We start from the raw sequence: 23,737 nt of genomic DNA, 5'->3' as shown, positions 1-23,737 counted from the left end.
AGCGGGGAATTACGCATTGTGACGGTTGAGTAACCATTCTTTGTTTACAAGCGTTTTTGGCGTCTCGCCCTTTAAGACAGCCAGTATATTTTGGCAGCATAATTCCATCATGTTACAGCGCGTTTCAACGCTTGCACTGCCAATATGAGGCAAGGCCACGACATTTTTTAAGGAAAGCAACGGATGAGAAGGATCAATCGGTTCTTTTGTAAACACATCCAATCCTGCACCTGCAATCTCTTGTTGAACAAGCGCCTCGTACAAGGCATCTTCGTCGACAACCGCCCCTCTTGACGCATTGATAAAAATCGCGGAACGCTTCATCATTTGAAAAGCGGAACGATTAAAGAGGTGCCGGGTTTCCTTCGTTAAAGGAGTCAAGCAAACGATAAAATCAGATTGCTGCAAAAGCTCGGAAAAAGAACAATAGACTGCGCCAAGCTGCGCTTCCGCCTGCTCGTTTCTCGACCGATTGTGATATAAAATGTTCATGTCAAACCCTGCAGCGCGTTTGGCCACCGCTTGGCCGATTTTTCCCATTCCAACAATTCCAATCGTCTTATGATGAACATCCGTTCCCGCCAATAGAAAAGGGCTCCAGCTTTTCCATTCGCCGCTTTTGATAAATTCAGCAGCCTCTACCATACGACGCGCAGCAGCTAACAATAACGCAAAGGTTAAATCCGCGGTTGTATCCGTTAATACATCTGGTGTATTACAAATGGCGATTCCCTTCTCCGTTGCCAGTGAGACATCAATATTATCAAAACCGACAGCTAAGTTGGCGACAACCTTCAACGATTTCCCAACTTCCATTATTTCCCTATCGATTTGCTCTGAAAGCATCGTTAATAGCGCATCCGCTTTCGTCGCTTCCTCCAACAAAACTTCTCTTGATACAGCTACATCTTCGTAAGGCCACATCGTCACTTCCGCATATTCCTTGAGAGGTGCAATGATTTCATCTGGCAATTTTCTCGTAATAAAAACATACGGCTTCACTATTGCCCCGTCTCCTTCCTTATACGATCATCTTTCTTTTTCATCTTATCATAAACAAAACGAAAAAAAAGATTTCTCTTGATCGATTGGCCTTACAATCACAGAAGCAAGCCAATTAAATACATCACATTTTTATAAAAGCATAGGTATTGATGATTCAAAACAAATCAATGAACAGGGCTGGGGTTCTCGCTTTTCTGCTGAAGTCGGCAAGCCGATTGGCTTGCCGACCGTGCATGTCTATAGGATGCTCTTCACATATATAAAAGACTAGGCAGGCGATAGCCATTTAATGGTTGGCAACCGGAAGCGGCGAACAAGCTCAAGCCGGTCATAAAAAGTGGCTAAAAACTGCTCATAGTTTCTTGTATTGGCCAAAATGGTGCGAAGCATCTGTTCCCGTCCATGCCTTTCTTCCTCTTTATTGGCGGAATAATAGCCTTCAATGCATTCAAAATAGTGAAGCGGAAATACTAAACGGGCGTAGATAAGCCGCCAAGCAAAAGCGGACAACGGCGTCAAACGTTCGTACTCACGGAAAAAGCGGCGAATTTGCTCATCATCGCTTCTTCCTTCTTTCATATATAAGGCTCGCACCCATTCTGCCAAATCGCGCGCGCAATGATCATATACCCAATCTGTCGGTAGCTTGACTTCTCTTCCTTCAGCCCAAAGGGTGTGGGCAATTCGTTCATGGCAAATGGTAGCCGAATCAACAAAATACGGCTGTTCATCCAGTTCCGTATCCGTGATGTATTGAATAGCATTTTCCGTAAGCCCCATATAATATGGGAAGGATTCAATAAACAGCTGCTCAAACTCTGCTTCTCGTGGCATCTTTATTTTTTCCTTCCAAAAAGCCTCCATCTGATCAAGCCTTTGCCCCCACAATTCCTTCCATCGACCAATTCGCTTACAGTGGGCAACATAGGCTGGAAAATGCCGCCCCTGTTCATGCAGCTTTGCTAATTCCTTGCCCATTGGAATCGTTCGCGTATATACGTGCGGATAAATACGCAGAACAACAAAAGGCCGGTCTTGATGATAGGCTATGATCGTACCTGTTTTGGTCTGTACAAAAGAAGCGACTGATAGATCTCCTTTCGCGTGCAAGTACATTCCCATCTGATACAACTCATTAACTTCCTCACTCGTTCGCTGTTCAACAGGAACAATCATATATCGTTCATTTTTGAATAGAAATGTATCATACTCTCCCATCTTCTCTGTCTGCTCTATACTTAGCCCGTATTCATCGTTAATGACCTCACGCACAGTTCTCATCCTCCTTCAACAAAGTATATGAGGAGAGCATAAGAAAAATTTGTATAATCTGTCGAGCCAGCATAAACATAAAATATTTGCGCCCTATTTCGCTTTTTGAGTATAATACTAACAAATTCAATGGAGATGGATTTTCCTCTGTTTTGCTAAAACATTGCGACAGTATGGTATAGGCATGATCGCTATTGACAAGGCTTGATCAGGAAAAAACAAAGCGATGCTTTCATTGATCAAAATACAAGCAAAGCAGACAGCCATCGCTGTTTATTTTCAAAAAGGCAGCTAATCATCGATGTCCGGCTGGCAGACAGGCTGCAATGAAGCGGTCTAACTATCAACACCCGTGATATCATGCATAAATTAGACACGTTTACACGGCAGCAAACATATACAATACAAAACACTTTATAAAAGAAATAGGTGAAATCAATGGAAAATCTCGAACAAACAGCTCGCAATTGGTTAGAAAAACGTGGCGTCAAAATCGAAGATATTGCTGACTTAGTATACTATCTACAATCCAAATACCATCCAAACTTAAAAATGGAAGAATGCATTGAAAATGTGAATCGTGTTCTTTCCAAACGTGAAGTTCAAAATGCGATTCTTACAGGAATACAGCTGGATGTATTAGCGGAAAAAGGGATGCTGGAAGAACCTCTTCAATCCATTATCCATCGAGATGAAGGACTATACGGAGTAGATGAAATTCTCGCCTTATCGATTGTGAATGTATACGGATCGATTGGCTTTACCAATTACGGCTACATTGATAAACAAAAACCGGGGATTCTCCAATATTTGAATGATAAATCAACAGGAAAATGCCATACATTTTTAGATGACATTGTCGGAGCCATCGCAGCAGCAGCTTCAAGCCGCTTGGCACACCGTGCCGCCCATGAAAAAAAATAAAGCGAACGTTAGCGGAACATTCCATTCTTGATGTTGACGCAAAACAACAGCAAATAAGCAAAGAAAATGCCTATTATTAGGTGATCATCGTAGACGATGTTTTATCCCCCACCTCTAAACAAAGTGATGGGGACGAACCTTCATATGGGCTATCCATTGCCTATTTCTGCTTTCATCGGAAAGGGTGCCTGAATGAGCAGGCACCCTTTTTCATGGTATACTTCTTCTCTCGAACCTTGAGCTATGAATGGAGCATCGGCACATCAAAGCCTTTCCAGCCACTCTTGAAGCGAATCTGCCGTGTAAGTTGGTTGCTGATCATATTGCTTTAGCAATTCTTTTGTAGTAACGCCAGTGTGTACAAGCAATGTGTCGATTCCTGCGTTCATCCCTGCCTTAATATCCGTATCATAATAGTCACCGATCATTAATGTTTCTTCTCTTGGCACTCCTAGAACCTTTAATGCCTGTTCCATAATGATTTTTTCGGGCTTACCAATAAAAATAGGGGACACTTGCGTAGAAACGGCGACCACAGCTGTCAATGATCCATTCCCAGGCAACAGCCCGCGCTCTGTAGGAATCGCGATATCACCGTTAGTCGAAATAAATGTAGCGCCATTGCGCACAGCCAAACAAGCGATGGCCAGCTTTTCATATGTAATCGTGCGGTCAATGCCCATTACAACAAATTCAGCATCCTCTGCTGCAAATGTAAATCCTTTCTCTTTTAAGGCTTCACGAATTCCGTCCTCACCAACGATATAGACCGAAGCGTCCGGTTTTTGTTCAAAAATATAGTTCGCTGTCGCTTGGCTTGTTGTGAAAATCTGTTGTTCAGTCGCTGGAATATCAAATGACTTCAGCTTTTCAGCCACCTGCATTGGCGTGCGTGAGGAATTATTGGTAACAAATAAATAAGGAATATTTCTCCGATGCAGCTCTTTTACAAATTCTCTTGCTTCTGCAATACATTCTGTTCCACGGTACATGGTTCCGTCCAGATCAATTAAATAGCCTTTATATTTCTTCATCATATTTTTGGCGCAGGAGCCCCCCGCTCCAACGACTAAAGGGAGTAAGGGGGAGAGGAATGCGCCTTCCTCCTTTCTTTTTTGCATGATGTTCATAAGGACATGGAGAAAAACGTTGGCACTCCATTTGTGACTCCTTGATATAAGTATTGGGTTGCAGGAAACGTTACAACCGTAAAACAAGGTTATATTAACAACAAACCCGCTGGAATGACAAAATATATGCTCCTTATGAAACAGCGACACTTATACTAACATCCATTCGATCAAGAGCCTGAACGCAAAAACAAAAACGCCCTTTATTGCATAAATAGAGCGTTCTTGTTTTTTATCATTCACCTGTCTGTTCTTTTATTTGATAGTGGCACCTGTCGTCTCCTTTTGTTATACAAGTGCGTAAAACAACTTCGGAAGTGTCCAAAAGCTGGCGAAAAAGCTGCTGTTCGCACGAGCAAACAGAATGATATTCTTTAGCCACTTCAGAAATGGGACAATGATACGCAATGAGATGGTACGTTCCGTCTTCATCCCTCTTGACTTTTGCCATATATCCTTGCTCATTTTGCAGCTTTAAGAGCCGCTTCATTTTTTGTTCAAATGTTTTCTTCTGAAAATCACGCTCATATGTTGCTTTGAGCCGTTCGGTCCTCGCTCGAAAAAGCCTTTCCAGCATTTCGGCTCCCGCTACATGCTCCAGCTCCTTGAGCAAGTCCATCGTGAGCTGTTTATAATGCTGCGGAAAACGTTCTTCCCCTTTCTCCGACAGCTCATATACATTCGTTGGTCTTCCCATCGCTTGGCGAACAAGCGTTGCCTGAACAAGACCGTCGCGCTCCAATGTATGAAGGTGGCGGCGCACAGCCATCTCACTCACTTCTAGCCGCTTGGCTAGTTCACCCGCGGTCAGCCGTTTTTCTATTTTCAACAGCTGCAGCAATTGCTGTTTCGTGGAAGAGGATTGATTATTCATCTCGTTCACCGTCCTCTCCCTCATTTTACGTTATTTCTGACATTTACACAATTTTTAAACAAAAAAGTTTCAAAAATCAATGATCAATTGCGAAACGCTGAAACAGGCCCAAGTTCATTTTCTAAGTATATGCGAATCGAAGCTGGATACGACTGCAAAGCTGGCAGCGCCCGTCGGAATATTGCAAGCAGCTCGGAATGGTTTTGTTCTGTATACTGCTGCACAAGCATTTTCCGGTATTGAATAATGGCTTTTAACTCTTGAGCTTGAGCGCTTGTGATGACTTTCTCATCTGTTAAAATATCAATGATATCCTCATAACTGCCTGGATCTCGCATAATAAAGCCATCAATCATCGCATTTCCTACATCAAGCACGGCATCAATACAAAGATGGGCAATACGTTCAAATGCGAGCTGGACAATTTCTCCCTCCCATTCCGCCTGTTGTTCATAAATCCTTAATAGCCGTTCCATATAACATAAGGTTGCTTCAATTTTAGCGCGATCAACAAAATACATGTCATCCTGCCTCCCTTTTCAATTAAACCCCTTTATAGTGTATTATAACAAACGGAGACAGATCGCATAAACGTCTGGTAAGATGAATGTATCGACTTTTTTGGAGGTGCAACGCATGAGTGAACGATTTTTTTTATATGATGATGCCGTTGAATCCAAGACAAGATTTGTTAGCTTCCTTGGCCAGCGGCAGCGCTTTGACTTGGCGATCGTTCAAACCGACCGCTTTTATGGAAAATATCTCGTTCTTGATATGCAAGGCAATCGGTTTGCCATTATCGGGCAGGATGATCTTGAAGAGCCAGGCTATTTAGAGCATGCTTACCAATTAAGTGAAGAAGATGCCAACGATTTGCGTTCTTTCTTATTTGAGGTGATTTAACACCATCCACCGAGAAGTCTCCTGCCTGTAACAAAGCGGAGAGAGCCATTTTTGCTCCCGTTATTCATATCGTGTTCATTTTAGGGGCATATTATAAACATCCCCTTAGATGAAGGAGGATGAACAAAATGCCTTATACGGACTTTTCCAGTGTCGAAAAACGGAGAGACTTTCTTACATCTGAAGAATTTCCCGATGGTCCATACGGATCTCCCATCAGGAAAGAGGAACCTGTCCAAAATAAAAGTACACCTTGGCATGAAGGGCAACGCTATTACAGCAGCTTTAATTATGAATATAAAGCGTTCCATCAAAATATTCCACGCCAATATCCAGGAGCCCATCCACCTCATGATGATCCGGCGAGGGATGAACAGCCTCCGTATGATCAGCTTAATGACTAACGAAAAAACATGGCTATCTCATATCTCTTGAGATAGCCATCCTATTGACGAACGCCTTCATTCTAAGCCCCTCTTTTCACCCATCCGCTCATGAACTTCTTTATTTCATTCTTATCTTTGCTCGGTTATCTTTATCTGGCAAGCGTCTTTAAGACCGTCTGAAGCAGAAAAAGGCGCCATCACTCTATACATGAACCCCTTCCTCCCACCTTCCCTTCGTGTAAAGGTGGGAGACTTCTCCATGGAGGGTGTTAAATGATCACCTGTTAGAAAGAAGGCATCATGTAAACTGTATTTGCCTACCATCTCAGCCATGCTTATTTTTTAACTTTTCGTAATACAAAATAAGCACAGCCGAAATTGCAATATTCATACAAATATTCGGATAATGTGCTAATTTTTGTATCATATGTCGCTTTTTGATTATGATCGTCAAAAAAGCCTCGCAGCCGTAGCTGATTATATCCCCAGTCTCCAACAATATAATCGTATTTATTCAAAATGTCCGCATAGCGTGTCCGAAAGGCTTCTTCATTGAACCCGTTTTTCACATTTTCAACTAACTCATAGCATGTATTGTTAATACAAATCATTTCTTTCACCTCATCCTTTATCATAAATGATGAAGCACTCCCAATCAATTACTGTTATGAAAGTTTGCATAGAAAGGAATGATGAAAACGAGGGGGTGTTTATAGTGAAGAAAACGGTCCTTGCTTTTTCCATTGGCGCCGTCGTGTCTCTCACTGGATGTGCGCAAATGGCAGAGGATAACAACAACGGGGATTTATATAGACGAAATGGAAATACGATTAATGTCACCGATCGAAATGATTTATATAATGTCGAAGGCGTTCCAAACGGCAATGATTCAAGGCTGAATAACTTCGGTTACGTCCGCCATCAAAAAAGCCCAATTATGGGAGATCGAACATCTTATGGGGCGCTGCCAACATTAAATCGCGAACGGGTCGCCGATTTAATTAGCAAATTATGTGTACAGCTGCCAAATGTGAATGATGCGGCGACGCTGGTAACGGATGAGGAAGTGCTCATTGCTTACGATACAGATACAAAAAACCGATTGGAGACAGCCGATCAAGTGAAAAAAACCGCCCTTTCTGTCGTACCGCGCTACTATCATGTCTATGTAGCGGATGACCCGCGAATGATAAAAGAAATCGAACGCTTTGGCCGTTTAGATTCGAACAGCCAAAATATTGACCAAATTCTCGACACAACGATTAAAGACATGCTTAAATATCCGCAAGGTCGGAAGCTGAGTGACGGAGAAAATGCCAATGGCGAAATGATTCATGAAATGAACGATCGTCTCGATCGTGATTTTCGCGATGGCACACCAAAAGAAACAAAAGCAAAATAACGAAAAGGTCCTGTTTACAAAAAACAGGACCTTTTGACATTTATACTTGCTGGTTCATTTGGCGCGCAGCCGCATTCACCTGCTCGTCCGCATGGTAAGAAGAGCGCACAAGCGGTCCAGCTTCGCAATGGCTGAATCCTTTACTTAGCGCTATTTCTTTTAATTCCATAAATTCATGCGGATGATAATATTTTTGCACTTTAAGATGTTTTTTTGTCGGCTGCAAATATTGTCCAATCGTTAAAATATCAACATGATTAGCCCTTAGGTCATCCATCGCTTCAATAATTTCTTCTTTTGTTTCCCCAAGTCCAATCATAATGCTGGATTTAGTTGGAATATCCGGCTGCAATTCTTTAGCACGCCGTAAAAATTCAAGGGAGCGCTCATACGTAGCGCGGGCACGAACTCTTGGAGTGAGACGGCGGACGGTTTCGATATTATGATTTAAAATGTCAGGCCGAGCATCCATTAATGTTTTTAAATTTTCATATACTCCACCCATATCAGACGGAAGCACCTCAATGGTCGTAAACGGATTTTTGCGGCGAACCGCACGTACCGTTTCCGCAAACACAGCCGCTCCTCCGTCTTTTAAATCATCACGCGCTACAGCTGTTACAACAACATGCTTTAAGTTCATAATGCGCACGGAATCGGCCACTCTTTCCGGTTCCTTCCAATCCAACTCAGTCGGCAAACCTGTTTTGACCGCACAGAAACGGCATGCACGCGTACAAACATCCCCTAAAATCATAAAGGTGGCCGTTCTTCTTACAGCCCAGCATTCATGGATATTCGGGCATTTTGCTTCCTCACAAACGGTATGCAATTGCTTTTCGCGCATCATTTTTTTCAGGCCGATGTAATTTTCGTTCGTATTCAGCTTTATCTTCAACCAATCGGGTTTGCGAATGCGTTCTTCGTTTGTAGCCATTTTTCACACTCCAATAATTTATTTACACATTTTTATTATAAAAAAAAGCAAGGTTGAACACAAAGGAAATTGTCGTAACCGCTTGCAGCTTCCAATTTTTAATATTTATGAAAACCGCCAATCTCCTCAAACTAATGATATCAGATTTTCTGAAAGGAGTAGGAAGATGTGTATAAACTAATCTCTCTGGCATTGGCCGTTTTATGCATGGTTTCGTTTCCCCTGTCCGTCTTTGCAAAAGAAACCATGCATGATGAAGATATTTATGAACGGCGAATGGAGCTGTACAAACAAGCGGAAGCAGTCTCGCTCATTCCCTGGTATTATTTTGCCGCAATTGATCAATATGAACGAAATATCCGCCTTGTGCGCCGCGATTTACCGAAAGCGAAAGGCGTTCTTGGTATTTATATTAAACCGGAAATATGGTCTGGCCCTCTTAATAAAAATCAAAATGATACGAATCCGTTCACGATCTCACAATTTGGCGGTTTTGGAATGGATGGAAATGGAGATGGTGTAGCTGATTCGACAAATGATGAGGATATTATTTTTTCCATGGCGCGGTTTCTCCAATCATACGGCACCGATCATGAGCATTTAAAAATAGCTCTATGGCAGTATTATCATCGCAGTAAAACCGTCGATATGATTTTAGGAAAAGTGAAAATTTATAAAAAATATGGCACCCTTCGTCTTGATAGTCACGCATTTCCTCTTCCTCTTCACGCTAATTACACCTATAAAGATACGTGGGGCGATGCAAGAGGCTGGGGGGGAAGAAGAATTCATGAAGGAACAGATATTTTCGCTGATTATGGAGTTCCTGTACGCTCCACTTGTTACGGCATCGTTGAATTAAAAGGATGGAACCAGTACGGAGGATGGCGTGTTGGCATACGTGATATCAATAATACGTATCATTATTTTGCCCATTTAAACGGATTTGCTGGAAGCTTGCATCAAGGACAAATTGTTGAACCGGGAATGATTATCGGCGCTGTTGGCAGCTCAGGCTATGGCCCTCCCGGCACTGCCGGCAAATTTCCACCGCATCTTCATTATGGCATGTATAAAGATAACGGCTATGCAGAGTGGTCATTTGATCCATATCCGCATTTAAAAATATGGGAAAGAATGGAGAAAATAAAACGAAAACAAAGAGATCGGAAATGATCCGATCTCTTCTTGCCCTACATAATAGAGATACAGTAACAATATGAAATTTGATCTTTTCCGCCACACACAGTCAGGCGGCCGAACAATGCCGCGTCACAGAATGATGAATGGGCCTAAAAGCGGATGCTTGGAAAGAAGTCGGCAGCTTGCCTCCAACCATCGACAAAATGGAGATTTTGCTTTGCATCAGTTATCCATCCCAGCTTCTCATCGTACCGATTCTATAAAAAGACGGAAATCCATCTGCTTCATATTAATGAGTCGGTACTTCAAATGATGGATTCACGTTATTTCCGTTGTTATAAAAGTTCGGAACCTCTCCTTCAATGACTTGCATTGCAACCGGAAAGTCCCGAGCCACAACAATCGGTTTTGTTGAAAATGGAATAATCACTTGAACATTCACTTCGACACGGACGGAAATTTCTACAAGGGCATTATTAATTCCAAACGGCTGGATGCTTTTTTTCACTTCTGGCGTCACATCACCGATGATGTCAAACCGAACAGGAACGCGAGGCCCCAAACTTCCAAGCAACACATTATTTGTCGCTTGACCAACAGGTATATAATAGATAATTCCATCCTCATTCGATTCCGAATCTTCAACGCCAACACTAGAAATTTCAAGCTCCTGAAATTTTCCTCGAGATGCTGCTTTTAAATTCTTTTCCACGCGATCAACAAGCTTGGTAACAACCCGATTGACAATCGCATTATTATAATTAATGGAAGCGATATTACCGTTTGTATCATGCTGGATCACAATTACATCATTCATGTTTATTTCTTCTTCTTCAATTTGCTGCTTAATCGCGCTGTTGATGACCAGATTAGCGACTCGCTTCGTTTCACTCTCGGCAATATCCATTAACACCGGTTCGATTCCTTTATTAATAATCCAAAGACTGACTACTGTAGATAAAATAAAAAAAACAAAAGTGAGCAAGAATAAATAACGAAAAGGAAGAGGCCCTTTTTTTGGTAAACGTCCGGGAAATGCAGCCAATGGAAAATCCCCCCTTTACAAGCTATATGTATGCTTGAAAGAGAGGACATTTGTTATTTTTTTTATCCCAATTATAGATGTAACTCGATATTTGCCTCGATATAAAGGCTTAAACTAACGAACCTGGCAATCAAATAACGCCGCCTCCCAGAACGATGAAAGCGGCGTTAGACATCCCGACAGTCGCAATAAAACCGCCGCTTCATTGAGAAAGCGACAATGTGTTGACACCCCAAGTTGCCTCTCTATAAATCAAACGATTGTTTTTCTATTTATAGAACCTTTATTTCATTCTAAGCAAAGCTTCCCTTCCTGTCATTCCAACCATAATTCCTCTTTCTTCAGCTGCCACCGTTACCGACTCTAATGGCGCCTCTAGCAACTGTTCAATGGTGCGGACACCTACCGCCCTGCCTGCAATAATCCCTCTATCTTTCAGTTTTTCATTCAATAATCCCACATCTAGAGCTCCGCACATAATGTACCCTTGATCGCTTGCGACCGCTAATAAATTCGTTTTAGGAAGCTGCACAGAAATTGCGATAAATGGATAATTGTCAATCATAACAGGTTTAACATCGATCATACCGAACACACTCCTTTCTCTAATTCAATGTATGAAAAAGAGAAAAAAGTGTGCTTACGATGGCTGGGCTAATTTCCATGCCAGCAAATCTCGCAGAAATTCAGGCATATAATAGATTTTTTGCGGAGCGCGATGAATTTGTGGATAAAAATGCCCGAAAGTAAACATATCAATCGTAGCGACAGCATACGTTTGATCAGCCCTCAGCTCCTTACCATTAATAAAAATATGGCGAACATGTTCTGAGCCATCACTTGTCTTCTCTGTTTGCAGTTTCACGCCATCATACGCCATTTGTCCCATTATTTTGCCGCGAAATCCGAATCCTCTTATGGAGAGCCGCTTCATCGTTTCTGTATGAGCTTGTAAAATCACTTCTTTTAGTTCGTCTCCCCGTAAATACACTTTGCATGGATTAATCGGGTGAGGGCAAATTCGATGCAAATCCTTTTTTGTGACAATGCCTTTTGGCAACGGTTCGAGCAGCACTCCTGCGTTCACCATACCTATATCGCCGCTACACCATTCTTTTAAGGCTGAGGCTAGCAGCTGAGCGAAAGGTGATGGAGAAAACCATTGTAAAGGCAGTTCTTGATGGAGTTCAGCCACTGCTTCTTTGTCAAGCTGCTGTAAGCTTTCCTTCTCCAGCCCCATAAGCATCTGCTTTGTGTCTTCGCATTCCGAAAGCGCAGCTATATCTACTACTTCCGCTTCCCATTTCTTTTCCGGCATGGACAGCTTCACCACTCCAATGTGTTGTCCATACTTTCCAGCGCCACATAGAAGCGTATCGTTCACCCATTTCCCCTTTGAAAGCACATGATGCGTATGTGCACCGAGAATCAGATCAATCCCTGATACCGTTTGCGCAATGAACTCGTCATCGTTAATTCCCAAGTGTGACAGCAAAATCACGACGTCGGCCTGTTTCCGCACATCGTGTACAATGTCATTCAGCCATTCTAATGGTGGAGTAATGTTCCATCCTAGCAGCTCATAAAATTTTTTAAAATAAACGGTGACTCCAATTACGCCAATACGAAGGGTGTCAGACACGGAAATGATGCGATACGGCTGAAGCCACGGCGGACGTTTCCCATCTTTTCCAAACAAATTCGCTACTAAAACGGAAAAACGGGCGTTTTCATATAATTGACTCAGCTCCTCATAATTAAGCGTGATTCCTTCATTATTGCCAATCGTCACCGCATCATACTGCAATTGATTTAATAGCTGCACATTCGCTTTTCCCCTTGTTGCTTCTGTAATGGGATGAAATCGATCGATAAAATCACCGATGTCGAACAAAAGCATTTTTTCGTTTTGCCGTTCATGTTCGCGTCGTTTATCCTGCAAAAATTTAGCAATTCTTGGCCAATTTTCAAAATGGCTATGCACATCGTTTGTATGATAAATATAAAGATTTTGCTTCAACCAAAAACACCTCTTTTATGAAATGCCTTGAATAATAAGGCGCACTCCAAGCAGAATCAGGACAAGCCGCAGCATCAAAACAAGCGTTTGGCTTTTAAGTTTTTTATTCATCCATGCCCCTATCTTTGCGCCAATCCAAATGCCTGGGATCAAAGCAATCGCAAACAGCCATTCCATATTTCCCAGCACGATATGGGTAATAGAGCTCACAACGGAAGACACAAAGATCATAAACATGGATGTGGCCACAGCCACGTGCGGCGGAAAGAAAAACAGCAGGATCATCGCTGGAACCATCAGCGATCCTCCGCCAATCCCAAACAATCCGCCGAAGAAGCCGACGGCAAAGGCAATCGCAATCGCGATTGCCGGATGGTATCCATAGATGACCGTTTCTCCCTCATTTGTTATATATGTGCGCGTGACAACAAAATGCTTTTGTTTAGGCAAATGGGCGGAACGTTTGGTCAGCATCAACAAAAACGAAACGAAAACTAAGAACAAGCCAAAGTAAAGCGAAAAATGTTTCAAGCTTAGCATTTGATTGGTCCACGCACCAAGCATGGCCCCCGGTCCGCTTCCGATAAAAAAAAGCCATCCGCTCTGATAGTCCACCATGCGTTCTTTCATATAAGACAGCGTCGAGGAAAGACCATTAAAAATAATGACCACTAGTGATGTGCCAACTGCTACTTGCGGAGAAACGTCGGGCAAAAAGTGGATGGCTCCTAAAAACAATAATGAAGGTACAACAATAATCCCTCCGCCTAACCCTACTAAGCTGCCGATCGTACCGGCCAAAAAACCGACCAAAACCAATAATACGTACTCCATTATACCCCTCTCCGTTAAAATAAATCTAACTGTCTTGGCGCTAAATCCGTATACTCGATACCAAGCATTTGAAGCAGCTGTTTGGCGTTATCTGCCGCATCTCCGCCAGAATTATTATTAAATAATATGTAAAGCTCATTTGTTTGCTTCTGAAGACGCCGAATATGATGCACCCATTCGCGCAACTCGTCTTCACGATAGCGATACAAATAACGGACTGCACGCCAATTTTCTCCACTCGTTGCTTTATTCCATCCGTGCACGTTGCGGCCATGAAAACGAATCAGTGTTTTTTCGCGGTTTGTTGGATGTAAAACAGCCGGAATCGATCCTTCCCCTGCCTGCGGTTCATCGCATATGCTATGAATCCATCCTTCCGTCTCCATAAACTTCAATGTCTTTTCATAAAAACGGGGCCAAAACCATGACTGATGCCGAAACTCTAAGGCCACTGGAACATCCCCCATTTTCTCTCGACACCAGCGCAAGTAAGCGACATGCTCACGCCGGCAATCAAACCAAGGCGGAAATTGAAACAACACCATGGCCAGCTTCTTCGCTTCTAAAAACGGAGCAATGGACAATAAAAAAGCAGCAAACATTTCTTCCTTGCTTGAATAGGGGATTTCTCCACGTTCATGGCCTGTCATTCCTTGATACGCTTTTACAATAAAACGAAAAGCGTCAGGAGTTTCACGAATCCATTTCTCTACATTTTGCTGCGGCTGAATCGCATAAAAATAAGAATCGACCTCGACAGTTGGGAAATGAGCCGCATATTCTTGCAGTTTATCCTTAGAAGCAAGACCGGGTGGATAAAGGCTGTCGTGATCTCCCCAGCCAGTTAATCCGATATAAATCATCCGCATCACCTTAACTTCATCATAACACAATTATGTGGAAAAATAATGTAGCAAATCGGCCTGAACTTCCATGAAAACAACGCAGCTTTATTGTATACATTGGCTAGAAACAGGGATGAAGCAAAACATGTTGGCTTCTTTGTTCGTCCAAACTAGAATGTTCGACTATAAAAACACCCCACACTGCTGGATATTTAATCAACAGTGTGGGGATGAAGCTAAATCAATAGAGCTGATCAGATGCAATCATGGATCAATGGTGGGCGCAGCGTCCCCAAGGAAACACTACACCTTGATAGGATAAGGATTAACCAATACTTCCTTCCATCTCGAATTTAATGAGACGGTTCATCTCTACCGCATATTCCATCGGAAGCTCTCTTGTAAATGGCTCAATGAAGCCCATCACGATCATTTCCGTCGCTTCTTGCTCCGAAATGCCTCGGCTCATGAGATAGAACAGTTGCTCTTCTGATACCTTTGATACTTTTGCTTCGTGCTCTAATGAAATGTTGTCATTTAAAATTTCATTGTATGGGATGGTATCAGAAGTAGACTGATTATCCATAATGAGCGTGTCACATTCAATATTGGAGCGAGAGCCTGATGCTTTTCGACCAAAGTGGACGATTCCGCGATAGGTTACTTTTCCGCCCTGCTTAGAAATAGATTTAGAAACAATGGTCGAAGATGTGTTTGGCGCCAAATGGATCATTTTCGCCCCGGCATCTTGATGCTGGCCTTTTCCAGCGATCGCAATGGAAAGCGTCAAACCGCGCGCGCCCTCTCCTTTTAAAATCACAGCCGGATATTTCATCGTTAATTTAGAGCCAATATTTCCGTCAATCCACTCCATTGTTGCGTTTTCTTCGCAAACCGCACGCTTCGTTACAAGGTTAAAGACGTTGTTGGCCCAGTTTTGGATTGTTGTATAGCGGCAGTACGCACCCTTCTTCACAATAATTTCCACAACGGCGCTGTGAAGCGAGTTTGTGGTATACACCGGAGCGGTACAGCCTTCCACATAATGCACATGTGCGCCTTCATCGACAATAATCAATGTACGCTCAAATTGTCCCATGTTTTCCGAGTTAATCCGGAAATATGCTTGCAACGGAGTTTCCACTTTCACTCCTTTCGGAACATAAATGAACGAGCCGCCCGACCACACTGCCGAGTTAAGCGCTGCAAACTTGTTGTCTGTTGGCGGCACCACTTTTGCCCAATGCTCTCGGAAAATATCTTCATTTTCTTTAAGAGCGGAATCCGTATCCTTAAAAATCACACCGAGCTTTTCAAGGTCTTCTTTCATGTTGTGGTACACCACTTCGGATTCGTATTGCGCTGATACCCCTGCCAAATATTTTTGCTCCGCTTCTGGAATGCCTAATTTATCAAATGTCGCTTTAATTTCCGCAGGCACTTCATCCCATGAACGCCCTGATTTTTCTGATGGCTTTACATAATACGTAATTTCATCAAAATTTAAACTTGATAAATCGCCACCCCATTGTGGCATTGGTAAGCTATAAAAAATATCTAACGCTTTTAAGCGAAATTCCAGCATCCATTGCGGCTCATTTTTCATTCGCGAAATTTCTTCTACAATCTCTTTCGTCAATCCGCGTTTCGCACGAAACACCGAAACATCCTTATCGACGAAGCCATATTTATATTCGCCGATTTCTGGCATTTTTTTCGCCATTATGATTCGCCTCCTTTTTTACAAGCCTTTCATTGCTGTGAGCGTAAGCCTTTCTCCATCGCCTTCCATGCAAGCGTCGCACATTTAATGCGAGCAGGAAATTTAGAAACGCCCTGAAGCGCTTCAATATCTCCTAAATCAAGCGATTCATCGTATTCCTTTCCCTGCATCATATCAGAGAAGACATGGGCTAACTCTAGCGCTTCTTCGATCGTTTTTCCCTTAATTGCTTGCGTCATCATCGAAGCAGACGACATCGAAATCGAACAGCCTTCCCCTTCAAATTTCGCATCCATCACCTTTCCGTCTTCTACCTTCATCGTTAAATGGACACGATCGCCGCATGTCGGATTGTTCATATTAATATCAATATTTTCATCCTCAAGCACGCCGCGGTTTCTCGGATTTTTGTAATGATCCATGATGACTTGGCGATACAATGTATCTAAAGGGTTATTAAAAGACATGGCTGAAATACTCCTTCGTTTTCTTTAATGCCGCTACTAACCGATCAATGTCTTCCTCGGTATTATATAAATAAAAGCTTGCTCGCGCAGTCGCGGAAACATGGAGCCATTTCATTAAAGGCTGCGCGCAATGATGTCCGGCACGGACGGCAATTCCTTCCGCATCAAGCACCGTGGCCACATCATGAGGATGAACATTGTCGATATTGAATGTGACAAGACCTGCACGTTCCTTTGGTCCATAGATCGTCAAGCCTCCAATAGCGGAAAGCTGCTCTAGCGCGTATTGCGCCAATTGGTGTTCATAAGCCATGATATTTTCTAAACCGATTTGCTCAAGAAAATCAATAGCGGCTCCTAGCCCAATCGCACCAGCAATAATCGGCGTTCCCCCTTCGAATTTCCACGGGAGTTCCTTCCATGTCGATTCATACAAACCGACAAAGTCAATCATTTCTCCGCCGAACTCAACGGGTTCCATTTGCTCCAAAAGCGAACGTTTACCATATAATACGCCAATGCCTGTCGGACCGCACATCTTATGCCCAGAAAATGCAAGAAAATCACAATCCAAATCTTGCACATCGACTTTCATATGCGGTGCGCTTTGTGCAGCATCCACAACCATGACAGCACCATTTTGATGAGCAATTTGCGCAATTTGCTTAATTGGATTTATCGCACCTAAAACGTTCGATACTTGCATAACAGAAACAATTTTTGTATTCGGTGTCACCGTTTTTTTCACATCTTCTAGACTGATGGATCCGTCTTCTTGAAGCGGAATATATTTCAACGTAGCGCCTGTATATTTAGCCACCTGCTGCCAAGGAATGATATTGCTATGATGTTCCATATACGTGATGACAATTTCGTCTCCTTCGCGCAGATTGGCGCGTCCGTAACTCGCCGCCACGGTATTTAATGCGGTCGTCGTCCCGCGTGTAAATATAATTTCCTGTGTTGATTTTGCATTAATAAATTTGCGTACTTTTTCACGCGCTCCTTCATACGCATCCGTCGCTTTCGTTCCAAGCGTGTGCACGCCGCGATGAACGTTTGAGTTATATCCGCGATAATATTGATTAAGCGCTTCAATTACCGGAAGAGGCTTCTGAGAAGTAGCTGCGCTGTCAAGATATACTAATGGCTTCCCATTAACTTCTTGGTCTAAAATTGGAAACAGCTGACGAACCTCTTTTACGTTCATTATTTAACTTTCCTTTCAATGATTTCAATAAGTTGCTTTTTCACGTTCTCCAGCGGGATTTCTTTGACAACAGGTGCTAAGAATCCATGAATAATTAAACGCTCTGCCTCCACCTTTGGAACGCCTCGGCTCATTAAATAATAAAGCTGAATGGGATCCACCCGTCCAACAGAAGCAGCATGGCCCGCTATTACATCATCTTCATCAATTAAAAGGATCGGATTGGCGTCGCCGCGCGCTTTGTCGCTGAGCATAAGCACACGCGATTCTTGCTCAGCATTTGATTTCGCAGCACCGTGCTCAATTTTGCCAATACCATTAAAAATGGAAGTCGCGCTATCCTTCATGACGCCGTGCTTTAAAATGCGGCCTTCTGTATTCTTGCCGTAATGCACAACGCTTGTCGTGAAGTTTTGCGTTTGCTCGCCGCGTCCAACCACCACGGTTTTTGTGTCACCATAAGAACCGTCGCCGATTAATCGCGTAATATTTTCAGAAACGGTATTTCCATCATTCATCAATCCTAATGCCCACTCAATGCGGCCATGGCGTCCTGCGATCCCGCGGCGATTGACATATGTGGTCGTTCCCTTTGCCAAATGGTCAACCGCTGCAAAAATCACTTGAGCATTTTCATGGGCAAATACTTCAGCGACGATATTAACCACTGCATTCGCATTTTCATGGATGGAAACATAGTTTTCAACATAGGCAAGTTTACTATTCGCTTCCGCTACGACAATCACGTGATTAAACAGTGCCGCATCCTGTGTTTCATGAATATAAACAGCTTGAAGCGGGGTATTGATTTCCACATTTTTAGGAACATATACAAAAACGCCGCCATTGAGAAGCGCTGCATGAAGAGCCGTCAAGCGATGCTCATCGATTTTGACTCCATCCTGCATAAAATATTTTTTCACAAGCTCTCCATGTTCGCGCACAGCCGTGAAAATATCCGTAAAAATAACTCCTTGCTTCTTTAAGTCATCCGATAATGAAACATATGCTGGTGTCTGGTCGCGTTGAATGTATAAATTTTTTGCTTCTTCGCCTGCATCAACAAGTGTTTTTACTGATTCTGGAAGTTCTTCTAGAGATGCAAACGGCGCACTTTGTACAAAATGTTGTGTGATCTCGGTAAAATTCCATTTATCAATCTTTGTTTTATCTGGCTTTGGCAATGACAACTCTTCTGCTTTGGCAAGAGCTTGTAAGCGAAGATCTAAAAGCCAGCTTGGTTCTCCGCGCCCTTCAGAAAAAGTGCGCACATACTGTTGATCGAATGGTAGTTTCGTTTCGATTGCCATAAATAATCCTCCTAACGCTTACGCTTCTTGCTCAATCATTTCATCTTCAATGCCCAATTCTTTTTTGATCCAGTCATATCCTTCAGCTTCTAAGCGCTGCGCTAATTCTGGACCGCCGGATTTCACAATGCGTCCTTGCATCATCACATGCACATAATCTGGCGTAATGTAATTAAGCAATCGTTGATAGTGAGTGATAATTAAACAGCCAAAATCGCTGCTGCGCATTTCATTAACACCTTTTGAAACGATTTTTAAAGCATCAATATCAAGACCCGAGTCGATCTCGTCTAAAATCGCAATTTTCGGCTCTAGCATCATAAGCTGAAGAATTTCATTGCGTTTTTTCTCTCCACCGGAAAATCCTTCATTTAAGTAACGATGAGCCATATCAGAGTTCATTTCAAGGAACTCCATTTTTTCATCTAATTTGCGAATGAACTTCATTAACGAAATTTCGTTCCCTTCTCCAAGACGAGCATTAATGGCAGAACGAAGGAAATCGGCATTCGTCACACCGCTAATCTCGCTTGGATATTGCATAGCTAAAAATAAACCGGCGCGCGCGCGCTCATCTACTTCCATTTCAAGGACGTCTTGTCCATCTAGTGTAATGCTTCCTTTTGTTACTTCATATTTTGGATGGCCCATAATTGCGGAAGATAGCGTTGATTTTCCCGTTCCGTTCGGCCCCATAATGGCATGAATTTCTCCGCCTTTTACCTCCAAATTTACACCCTTTAAAATTTCTTTCCCCTCCACTGATACGTGAAGATCTTTGATTGTCAATACCGCCATAAAAATACCTCCAATTTTCTAAAAGAAGTTTGTGTATCTCATCGTTATTGTGATTCTCATTTTATTCTCATTACAATCTTATAACAAATGAAAGGTATTAGCAACCATTTAACTCCATTAGTATACTTTTTAAATAAAAAAGTTTAATAAGTAAACATATCAAAAAAGCCTCCTATTCTGGAGGCTTTTGCACTAATGTTTTGTCGTCAATTCGGCAATGCATTCTTGAACAAGCGTCACCGCTTGGCTCATCGCTGCGCCTCCCGCAAACGCTACCGCAACGCTGCAAGCTTCCAAGATTTCCTGTTCTGTCGCCCCTTGATCGATACAGCCTTTCGTATGATAAATCGTACAATATTCATCTTGTGTAGCTAGGCTAATCCCGAGAGCGATCAATTGCTTTTCTTTTTGCGACAAAGCTCCCTCCTGAAAGCATGCTTCAGTAAAGGCATTAAATTTCTCTGCCACTGCGGGGATTTTCTGTGTGAAGGCGCCCAATCCTTCTTTATAATGCTGCAATGCCGCTTCTGTTGAAGAATGTGTTGGTTGATTCATCCTCAAGCTCCTTTCAAAATCATAAGAACTGCGGTTATATTATTGACTAAAATGGGAAGATCATATAACTGAATCGAAAAGAAAAATCGGCTTGAACGATCTGGAAGAAATGGTTGCATAATCATCAAGCCCCGTGGTTTCTCATGCTGATTACACCAAAAGTAAGAGAACATTAAAAAGCGGAAGCTCCGCTATGAAGCTTCCGCTTTCTTTATAGTATTACTCAGTTGCTGGAATGACAGCACCTTTGTATTCTTTTTTGATGAAATCTTGAATTTCTTTGGATTGAAGCACTTCGACAAGCGTTTTAATGTCTTTGCGATTCTCATCGCCTTTACGTACCGCAATAATATTCACATATGGATTGTTTTTTGGCGACTCGACAGCAATTGGATCTTTCGCAGGATCCAATCCGGCATCTAAAGCGTAGTTGGCGTTAATCACGACCGCATCGCCCTCATTGTTTTGGTAAACTTGTGGCAGCAAACCGGCATCAACATCGGTTTTAAATTTTAACTTCTTCGGATTTTCTACAATATCCTTAACAGTGGCTTTTGTTTTATCAATGCCGTCTTTTAATTTAATAAGTCCTTTCTCTTGAAGCATGGACAAAATACGCCCGTGATCAGCGACAGAGTTGCTCATAATAATGGTGGCTCCCTCTGGAAGCTCCTCAAGGCTTTTGTATTTTTTAGAATAAATTCCGATTGGTTCAATATGAATACCGCCAGCATTGACAAAATCATAGCCGTTTTCTTTCATTTGTGCCTCTAAGTAAGGAATGTGCTGGAAATAGTTAGCGTCGATTTCTTTATTCTCTAACGCCTTATTCGGCAAAATATAATCCTGGAATGTGACAATCTTTAAGTTGACGCCTTTTTCTTTAAGAATTGGCTTCGCTTTTTCTAAAATCTCAGCATGCGGCACATTCGATGCGCCTACTACTAATTCCTTTTTCTCTTGGTCTCCTTGTGCGTCGTCTTTGCCGCCGCATGCCGCCAACGCGAGCACAAGCACTACCGCTAATAATGCACCCCACCATTTTTTCATCTGTTTTTCCTCCTTTATATTGTTATCTCTTATCTATTTTGGAAGTGACAAAGTCACCGATAAGCTGAATGGCAAATACAATGATTAAAATGAGCACTGTAGCAACAAAGGTCACATCGTTATGACTGCGTTGGAACCCTTCTAAATAAGCAAGATTCCCAAGGCCACCAGCGCCCACTACTCCCGCCATCGCCGTATAGCCAACTAACGCAATAGCGGTTACGGTGATCCCTGAGACAAGAGCCGGCAGCGATTCAGGAATCAATACCTTCCAGATGATTGTCGCCGTTGTCGCTCCCATGGCTTTCGCCGCTTCAATCACACCTTTGTCAATTTCACGCAAAGCGATCTCCACCATGCGCGCATAAAATGGAGCAGCGCCAATAATCAACGCCGGCAAGGCCGCGTTTGCCCCAAGAATCGTACCGACTAGCATCTTTGTAAAAGGAATAAGCAGAATAATTAAAATAATAAATGGGATAGAACGAAAAATATTAACAAAAGCAGAAACGATTGTATGAATGGCTTTGTTTTCCCAAATATTATCTTTGGATGTTAAAAACAGCAACAATCCTAGAATGAGTCCAAATACAAATGTAAACGCCACAGCAACTCCTGTCATATACAGCGTTTCCGACGCTGCCGCCCAAATCGATTCCCACTGAACGTTAGGAAACATGCTACTCATTCGTCATCACCTCCACACCGACTTGTTGCTGACGAATGTAGTCAAGCGCTCTGGCTACTTCCTCATCCGTTCCACTCATATGAACAAACAGCACTCCATACGAGCCCTGATGGGTTTGTGAAATCTTCCCTTGCAAAATATTAATGGTTATTTCAAAATTTCGGATCAGTTCTGCGATGAGCGGCCGTTCAGTCGCATGGCCAGCAAAAGTAAGCTGGACAACTTTGCCGTTAGGATATTGGTTGAACAAATGAGCAATCGTCCCTTTCGTTTCTTCAGGTTCCGTAATCTGTTGAACAAACCGTTTCGTTATCATCTGTTGCGGATTTTGAAATACATCCAATACCTTTCCTTCTTCGACAATCTTTCCGTTTTCCATTACCGCCACACGATCACATATTTTACGGATTACATGCATTTCATGAGTAATTAATACAATAGTCAATCCGAGGCGCTGATTAATATCAACTAAAAGCTCAAGAATCGAATCTGTCGTTTGCGGATCCAAAGCAGAAGTCGCTTCGTCGCATAACAGCACCTTCGGGTTGTTCGCGAGCGCCCGCGCAATACCGACACGCTGCTTTTGCCCCCCGCTGAGCTGCGATGGATAGGCATTTTCTCTTCCGTGCAGACCCACAAGCTGAATGAGTTCATCCGCCCGCTTTAACCGCTGGTCCTTTGGAACTCCAGCAATCTCTAAAGGAAACGCAATATTGTCTCGAACCGTTCTTGACCAAAGCAAATTAAAATGCTGAAAAATCATACCGATTTCTTGCCGCGCCTTGCGCAATTCTCTTCCTTTAATACTTGCGATGTCTTGACCAGCAACCATCACCCTCCCACTTGTAGGCTTTTCCAAGCCATTTAAAAGACGGATCAGCGAGCTTTTTCCAGCACCACTATATCCAATAATGCCAAAAATCTCTCCTTCTTTAATGCACAAATTTACATCATTGACAGCTGTTACCGCTCCCTGGCTTGACAAATATACTTTTGTTACATTTTCTAGCGTAATCAAACGCGATTCACCTTCCTTGTTCCAGCAACTAAAAAACCTTTCTGCTCAAGAGAACAGAAAGGTTTTAATATCTCCCATTTCTGTCTCTTATCTCTCAAAGCGAACGCTTTGTGTGAATTGGCACCATTTCAGTCGAATGCTGACGGTTGCCGGGTTTCATAGGGCACATCCCTCCACCTCTCTTGATAAGAGCAGCAA

General features: G+C 42.7%; 26 protein-coding genes and 1 riboswitch. Of the genes, 5 read left to right on the top strand and 21 right to left on the bottom strand.

Going from position 1 to position 23,737, the window contains the following annotated elements; translation table 11 throughout:
* Positions 1 to 9 precede the first annotated feature (9 nt).
* Positions 10 to 1,005, bottom strand: coding sequence for a D-glycerate dehydrogenase (locus AT864_RS10375; RefSeq protein WP_066148848.1), 996 nt, complete (start codon positions 1,003 to 1,005; stop codon positions 10 to 12).
* Positions 1,006 to 1,272: 267 nt separating this feature from the next.
* Positions 1,273 to 2,277, bottom strand: a complete 1,005-nt coding sequence (gene yutH, locus AT864_RS10370; protein WP_066148847.1) for a spore coat putative kinase YutH — start codon at positions 2,275 to 2,277, stop codon at positions 1,273 to 1,275.
* Between the two features lie 438 nt (positions 2,278 to 2,715).
* Here yutH and AT864_RS10365 point away from each other — a divergent pair, with 438 nt between their 5' ends.
* Positions 2,716 to 3,201, top strand: coding sequence for a phosphatidylglycerophosphatase A (locus AT864_RS10365; RefSeq protein WP_066148845.1), 486 nt, complete (start codon positions 2,716 to 2,718; stop codon positions 3,199 to 3,201).
* Positions 3,202 to 3,464: 263 nt separating this feature from the next.
* Here the strand turns inward: AT864_RS10365 and AT864_RS10360 are convergent, their stop codons facing one another.
* The 3 genes from AT864_RS10360 to AT864_RS10350 form a co-directional block, all read right to left on the bottom strand.
* Positions 3,465 to 4,235: a TIGR01457 family HAD-type hydrolase gene (locus AT864_RS10360; RefSeq protein WP_066148922.1), complete on the bottom strand. Its 771-nt coding sequence runs from the start codon at positions 4,233 to 4,235 to the stop codon at positions 3,465 to 3,467.
* Positions 4,236 to 4,566: 331 nt separating this feature from the next.
* Positions 4,567 to 5,205 carry a metalloregulator ArsR/SmtB family transcription factor gene (locus AT864_RS10355; RefSeq protein WP_044742342.1) on the bottom strand — a complete coding sequence of 213 codons (639 nt, stop codon included), beginning with the start codon at positions 5,203 to 5,205 and terminating at the stop codon, positions 4,567 to 4,569.
* Between the two features lie 83 nt (positions 5,206 to 5,288).
* Entirely contained in the window at positions 5,289 to 5,726 is a 438-nt protein-coding gene (locus AT864_RS10350; protein WP_066148843.1) for a DUF86 domain-containing protein, read from the bottom strand.
* Positions 5,727 to 5,841: 115 nt separating this feature from the next.
* Between AT864_RS10350 and AT864_RS10345 the strand changes: the two genes are divergently transcribed.
* Both AT864_RS10345 and AT864_RS10340 read left to right on the top strand, forming a co-directional pair.
* Positions 5,842 to 6,108 carry a DUF3055 domain-containing protein gene (locus AT864_RS10345; RefSeq protein WP_066148842.1) on the top strand — a complete coding sequence of 89 codons (267 nt, stop codon included), beginning with the start codon at positions 5,842 to 5,844 and terminating at the stop codon, positions 6,106 to 6,108.
* 128 nt (positions 6,109 to 6,236) lie between these two features.
* Positions 6,237 to 6,512 carry a cytosolic protein gene (locus AT864_RS10340; protein WP_369815525.1) on the top strand — a complete coding sequence of 92 codons (276 nt, stop codon included), beginning with the start codon at positions 6,237 to 6,239 and terminating at the stop codon, positions 6,510 to 6,512.
* Positions 6,513 to 6,829: 317 nt separating this feature from the next.
* Here the strand turns inward: AT864_RS10340 and AT864_RS10335 are convergent, their stop codons facing one another.
* Complete coding sequence (locus AT864_RS10335; protein ID WP_044742343.1) at positions 6,830 to 7,105, bottom strand: YutD family protein; 276 nt, start codon at positions 7,103 to 7,105, stop codon at positions 6,830 to 6,832.
* Between the two features lie 167 nt (positions 7,106 to 7,272).
* On the opposite strand from AT864_RS10335, the gene AT864_RS10330 reads away from it, so the two are divergent.
* Positions 7,273 to 7,896: a YhcN/YlaJ family sporulation lipoprotein gene (locus tag AT864_RS10330; protein ID WP_369815528.1), complete on the top strand. Its 624-nt coding sequence runs from the start codon at positions 7,273 to 7,275 to the stop codon at positions 7,894 to 7,896.
* A 40-nt stretch (positions 7,897 to 7,936) separates the two neighbouring features.
* Here AT864_RS10330 and lipA read toward each other — a convergent pair whose 3' ends face one another.
* On the bottom strand, positions 7,937 to 8,833 hold the full coding sequence (gene lipA, locus AT864_RS10325) for a lipoyl synthase (protein ID WP_066148836.1): 897 nt from the start codon (positions 8,831 to 8,833) through the stop codon (positions 7,937 to 7,939).
* 207 nt (positions 8,834 to 9,040) lie between these two features.
* On the opposite strand from lipA, the gene AT864_RS10320 reads away from it, so the two are divergent.
* Entirely contained in the window at positions 9,041 to 10,009 is a 969-nt protein-coding gene (locus AT864_RS10320) for a M23 family metallopeptidase (protein WP_183187151.1), read from the top strand.
* 256 nt (positions 10,010 to 10,265) lie between these two features.
* On the opposite strand, the gene yunB is transcribed toward AT864_RS10320, so the two are convergent.
* The 14 genes from yunB to AT864_RS10250 form a co-directional block, all read right to left on the bottom strand.
* Positions 10,266 to 11,021 carry a sporulation protein YunB gene (gene yunB / locus AT864_RS10315; RefSeq protein ID WP_066148832.1) on the bottom strand — a complete coding sequence of 252 codons (756 nt, stop codon included), beginning with the start codon at positions 11,019 to 11,021 and terminating at the stop codon, positions 10,266 to 10,268.
* Between the two features lie 283 nt (positions 11,022 to 11,304).
* Entirely contained in the window at positions 11,305 to 11,607 is a 303-nt protein-coding gene (locus tag AT864_RS10310) for a YunC family protein (protein ID WP_066148830.1), read from the bottom strand.
* 54 nt (positions 11,608 to 11,661) lie between these two features.
* On the bottom strand, positions 11,662 to 13,041 hold the full coding sequence (locus AT864_RS10305; protein ID WP_066148828.1) for a bifunctional UDP-sugar hydrolase/5'-nucleotidase: 1,380 nt from the start codon (positions 13,039 to 13,041) through the stop codon (positions 11,662 to 11,664).
* A gap of 15 nt (positions 13,042 to 13,056) precedes the next feature.
* Complete coding sequence (locus AT864_RS10300) at positions 13,057 to 13,875, bottom strand: sulfite exporter TauE/SafE family protein (protein ID WP_066148826.1); 819 nt, start codon at positions 13,873 to 13,875, stop codon at positions 13,057 to 13,059.
* A 14-nt stretch (positions 13,876 to 13,889) separates the two neighbouring features.
* Positions 13,890 to 14,738 carry a DUF72 domain-containing protein gene (locus tag AT864_RS10295; protein WP_066148824.1) on the bottom strand — a complete coding sequence of 283 codons (849 nt, stop codon included), beginning with the start codon at positions 14,736 to 14,738 and terminating at the stop codon, positions 13,890 to 13,892.
* A gap of 307 nt (positions 14,739 to 15,045) precedes the next feature.
* Positions 15,046 to 16,443, bottom strand: a complete 1,398-nt coding sequence (sufB, locus tag AT864_RS10290; protein ID WP_044742747.1) for a Fe-S cluster assembly protein SufB — start codon at positions 16,441 to 16,443, stop codon at positions 15,046 to 15,048.
* Between the two features lie 29 nt (positions 16,444 to 16,472).
* On the bottom strand, positions 16,473 to 16,910 hold the full coding sequence (sufU, locus tag AT864_RS10285; protein ID WP_066148822.1) for a Fe-S cluster assembly sulfur transfer protein SufU: 438 nt from the start codon (positions 16,908 to 16,910) through the stop codon (positions 16,473 to 16,475).
* Positions 16,900 to 18,120 (bottom strand): cysteine desulfurase, encoded by a 1,221-nt coding sequence (locus AT864_RS10280; RefSeq protein ID WP_066148820.1) that lies wholly within the window; start codon positions 18,118 to 18,120, stop codon positions 16,900 to 16,902. Before AT864_RS10280 ends, sufU begins: the two co-directional genes overlap by 11 nt.
* Positions 18,120 to 19,430 (bottom strand): Fe-S cluster assembly protein SufD, encoded by a 1,311-nt coding sequence (sufD, locus tag AT864_RS10275; RefSeq protein ID WP_066148819.1) that lies wholly within the window; start codon positions 19,428 to 19,430, stop codon positions 18,120 to 18,122. Before sufD ends, AT864_RS10280 begins: the two co-directional genes overlap by 1 nt.
* 18 nt (positions 19,431 to 19,448) lie before the next feature.
* Positions 19,449 to 20,228 carry a Fe-S cluster assembly ATPase SufC gene (sufC, locus tag AT864_RS10270; RefSeq protein WP_066148818.1) on the bottom strand — a complete coding sequence of 260 codons (780 nt, stop codon included), beginning with the start codon at positions 20,226 to 20,228 and terminating at the stop codon, positions 19,449 to 19,451.
* A 192-nt stretch (positions 20,229 to 20,420) separates the two neighbouring features.
* The gene (locus AT864_RS10265) at positions 20,421 to 20,783 is read right to left on the bottom strand and encodes a carboxymuconolactone decarboxylase family protein (RefSeq protein WP_066148816.1); all 363 of its coding nucleotides are present in this window, start codon (positions 20,781 to 20,783) and stop codon (positions 20,421 to 20,423) included.
* A 219-nt stretch (positions 20,784 to 21,002) separates the two neighbouring features.
* Positions 21,003 to 21,833, bottom strand: a complete 831-nt coding sequence (locus tag AT864_RS10260; protein WP_066148814.1) for a MetQ/NlpA family ABC transporter substrate-binding protein — start codon at positions 21,831 to 21,833, stop codon at positions 21,003 to 21,005.
* 22 nt (positions 21,834 to 21,855) lie between these two features.
* The gene (locus AT864_RS10255) at positions 21,856 to 22,521 is read right to left on the bottom strand and encodes a methionine ABC transporter permease (RefSeq protein ID WP_066148813.1); all 666 of its coding nucleotides are present in this window, start codon (positions 22,519 to 22,521) and stop codon (positions 21,856 to 21,858) included.
* Positions 22,514 to 23,539: a methionine ABC transporter ATP-binding protein gene (locus tag AT864_RS10250; protein ID WP_066148811.1), complete on the bottom strand. Its 1,026-nt coding sequence runs from the start codon at positions 23,537 to 23,539 to the stop codon at positions 22,514 to 22,516. Before AT864_RS10250 ends, AT864_RS10255 begins: the two co-directional genes overlap by 8 nt.
* Positions 23,540 to 23,623: 84 nt before the next feature.
* A riboswitch (SAM riboswitch) is annotated at positions 23,624 to 23,731 on the bottom strand.
* Between the last annotated feature and the right edge of the window lie 6 nt (positions 23,732 to 23,737).

The organism is Anoxybacillus sp. P3H1B (assembly GCF_001560855.1).
Lineage (GTDB): Bacteria > Bacillota > Bacilli > Bacillales > Anoxybacillaceae > Anoxybacteroides > Anoxybacteroides rupiense.
The sequence above is the reverse complement of the archived record's forward strand: the minus strand, read 5'-3'. Positions and strand labels throughout refer to the sequence as shown.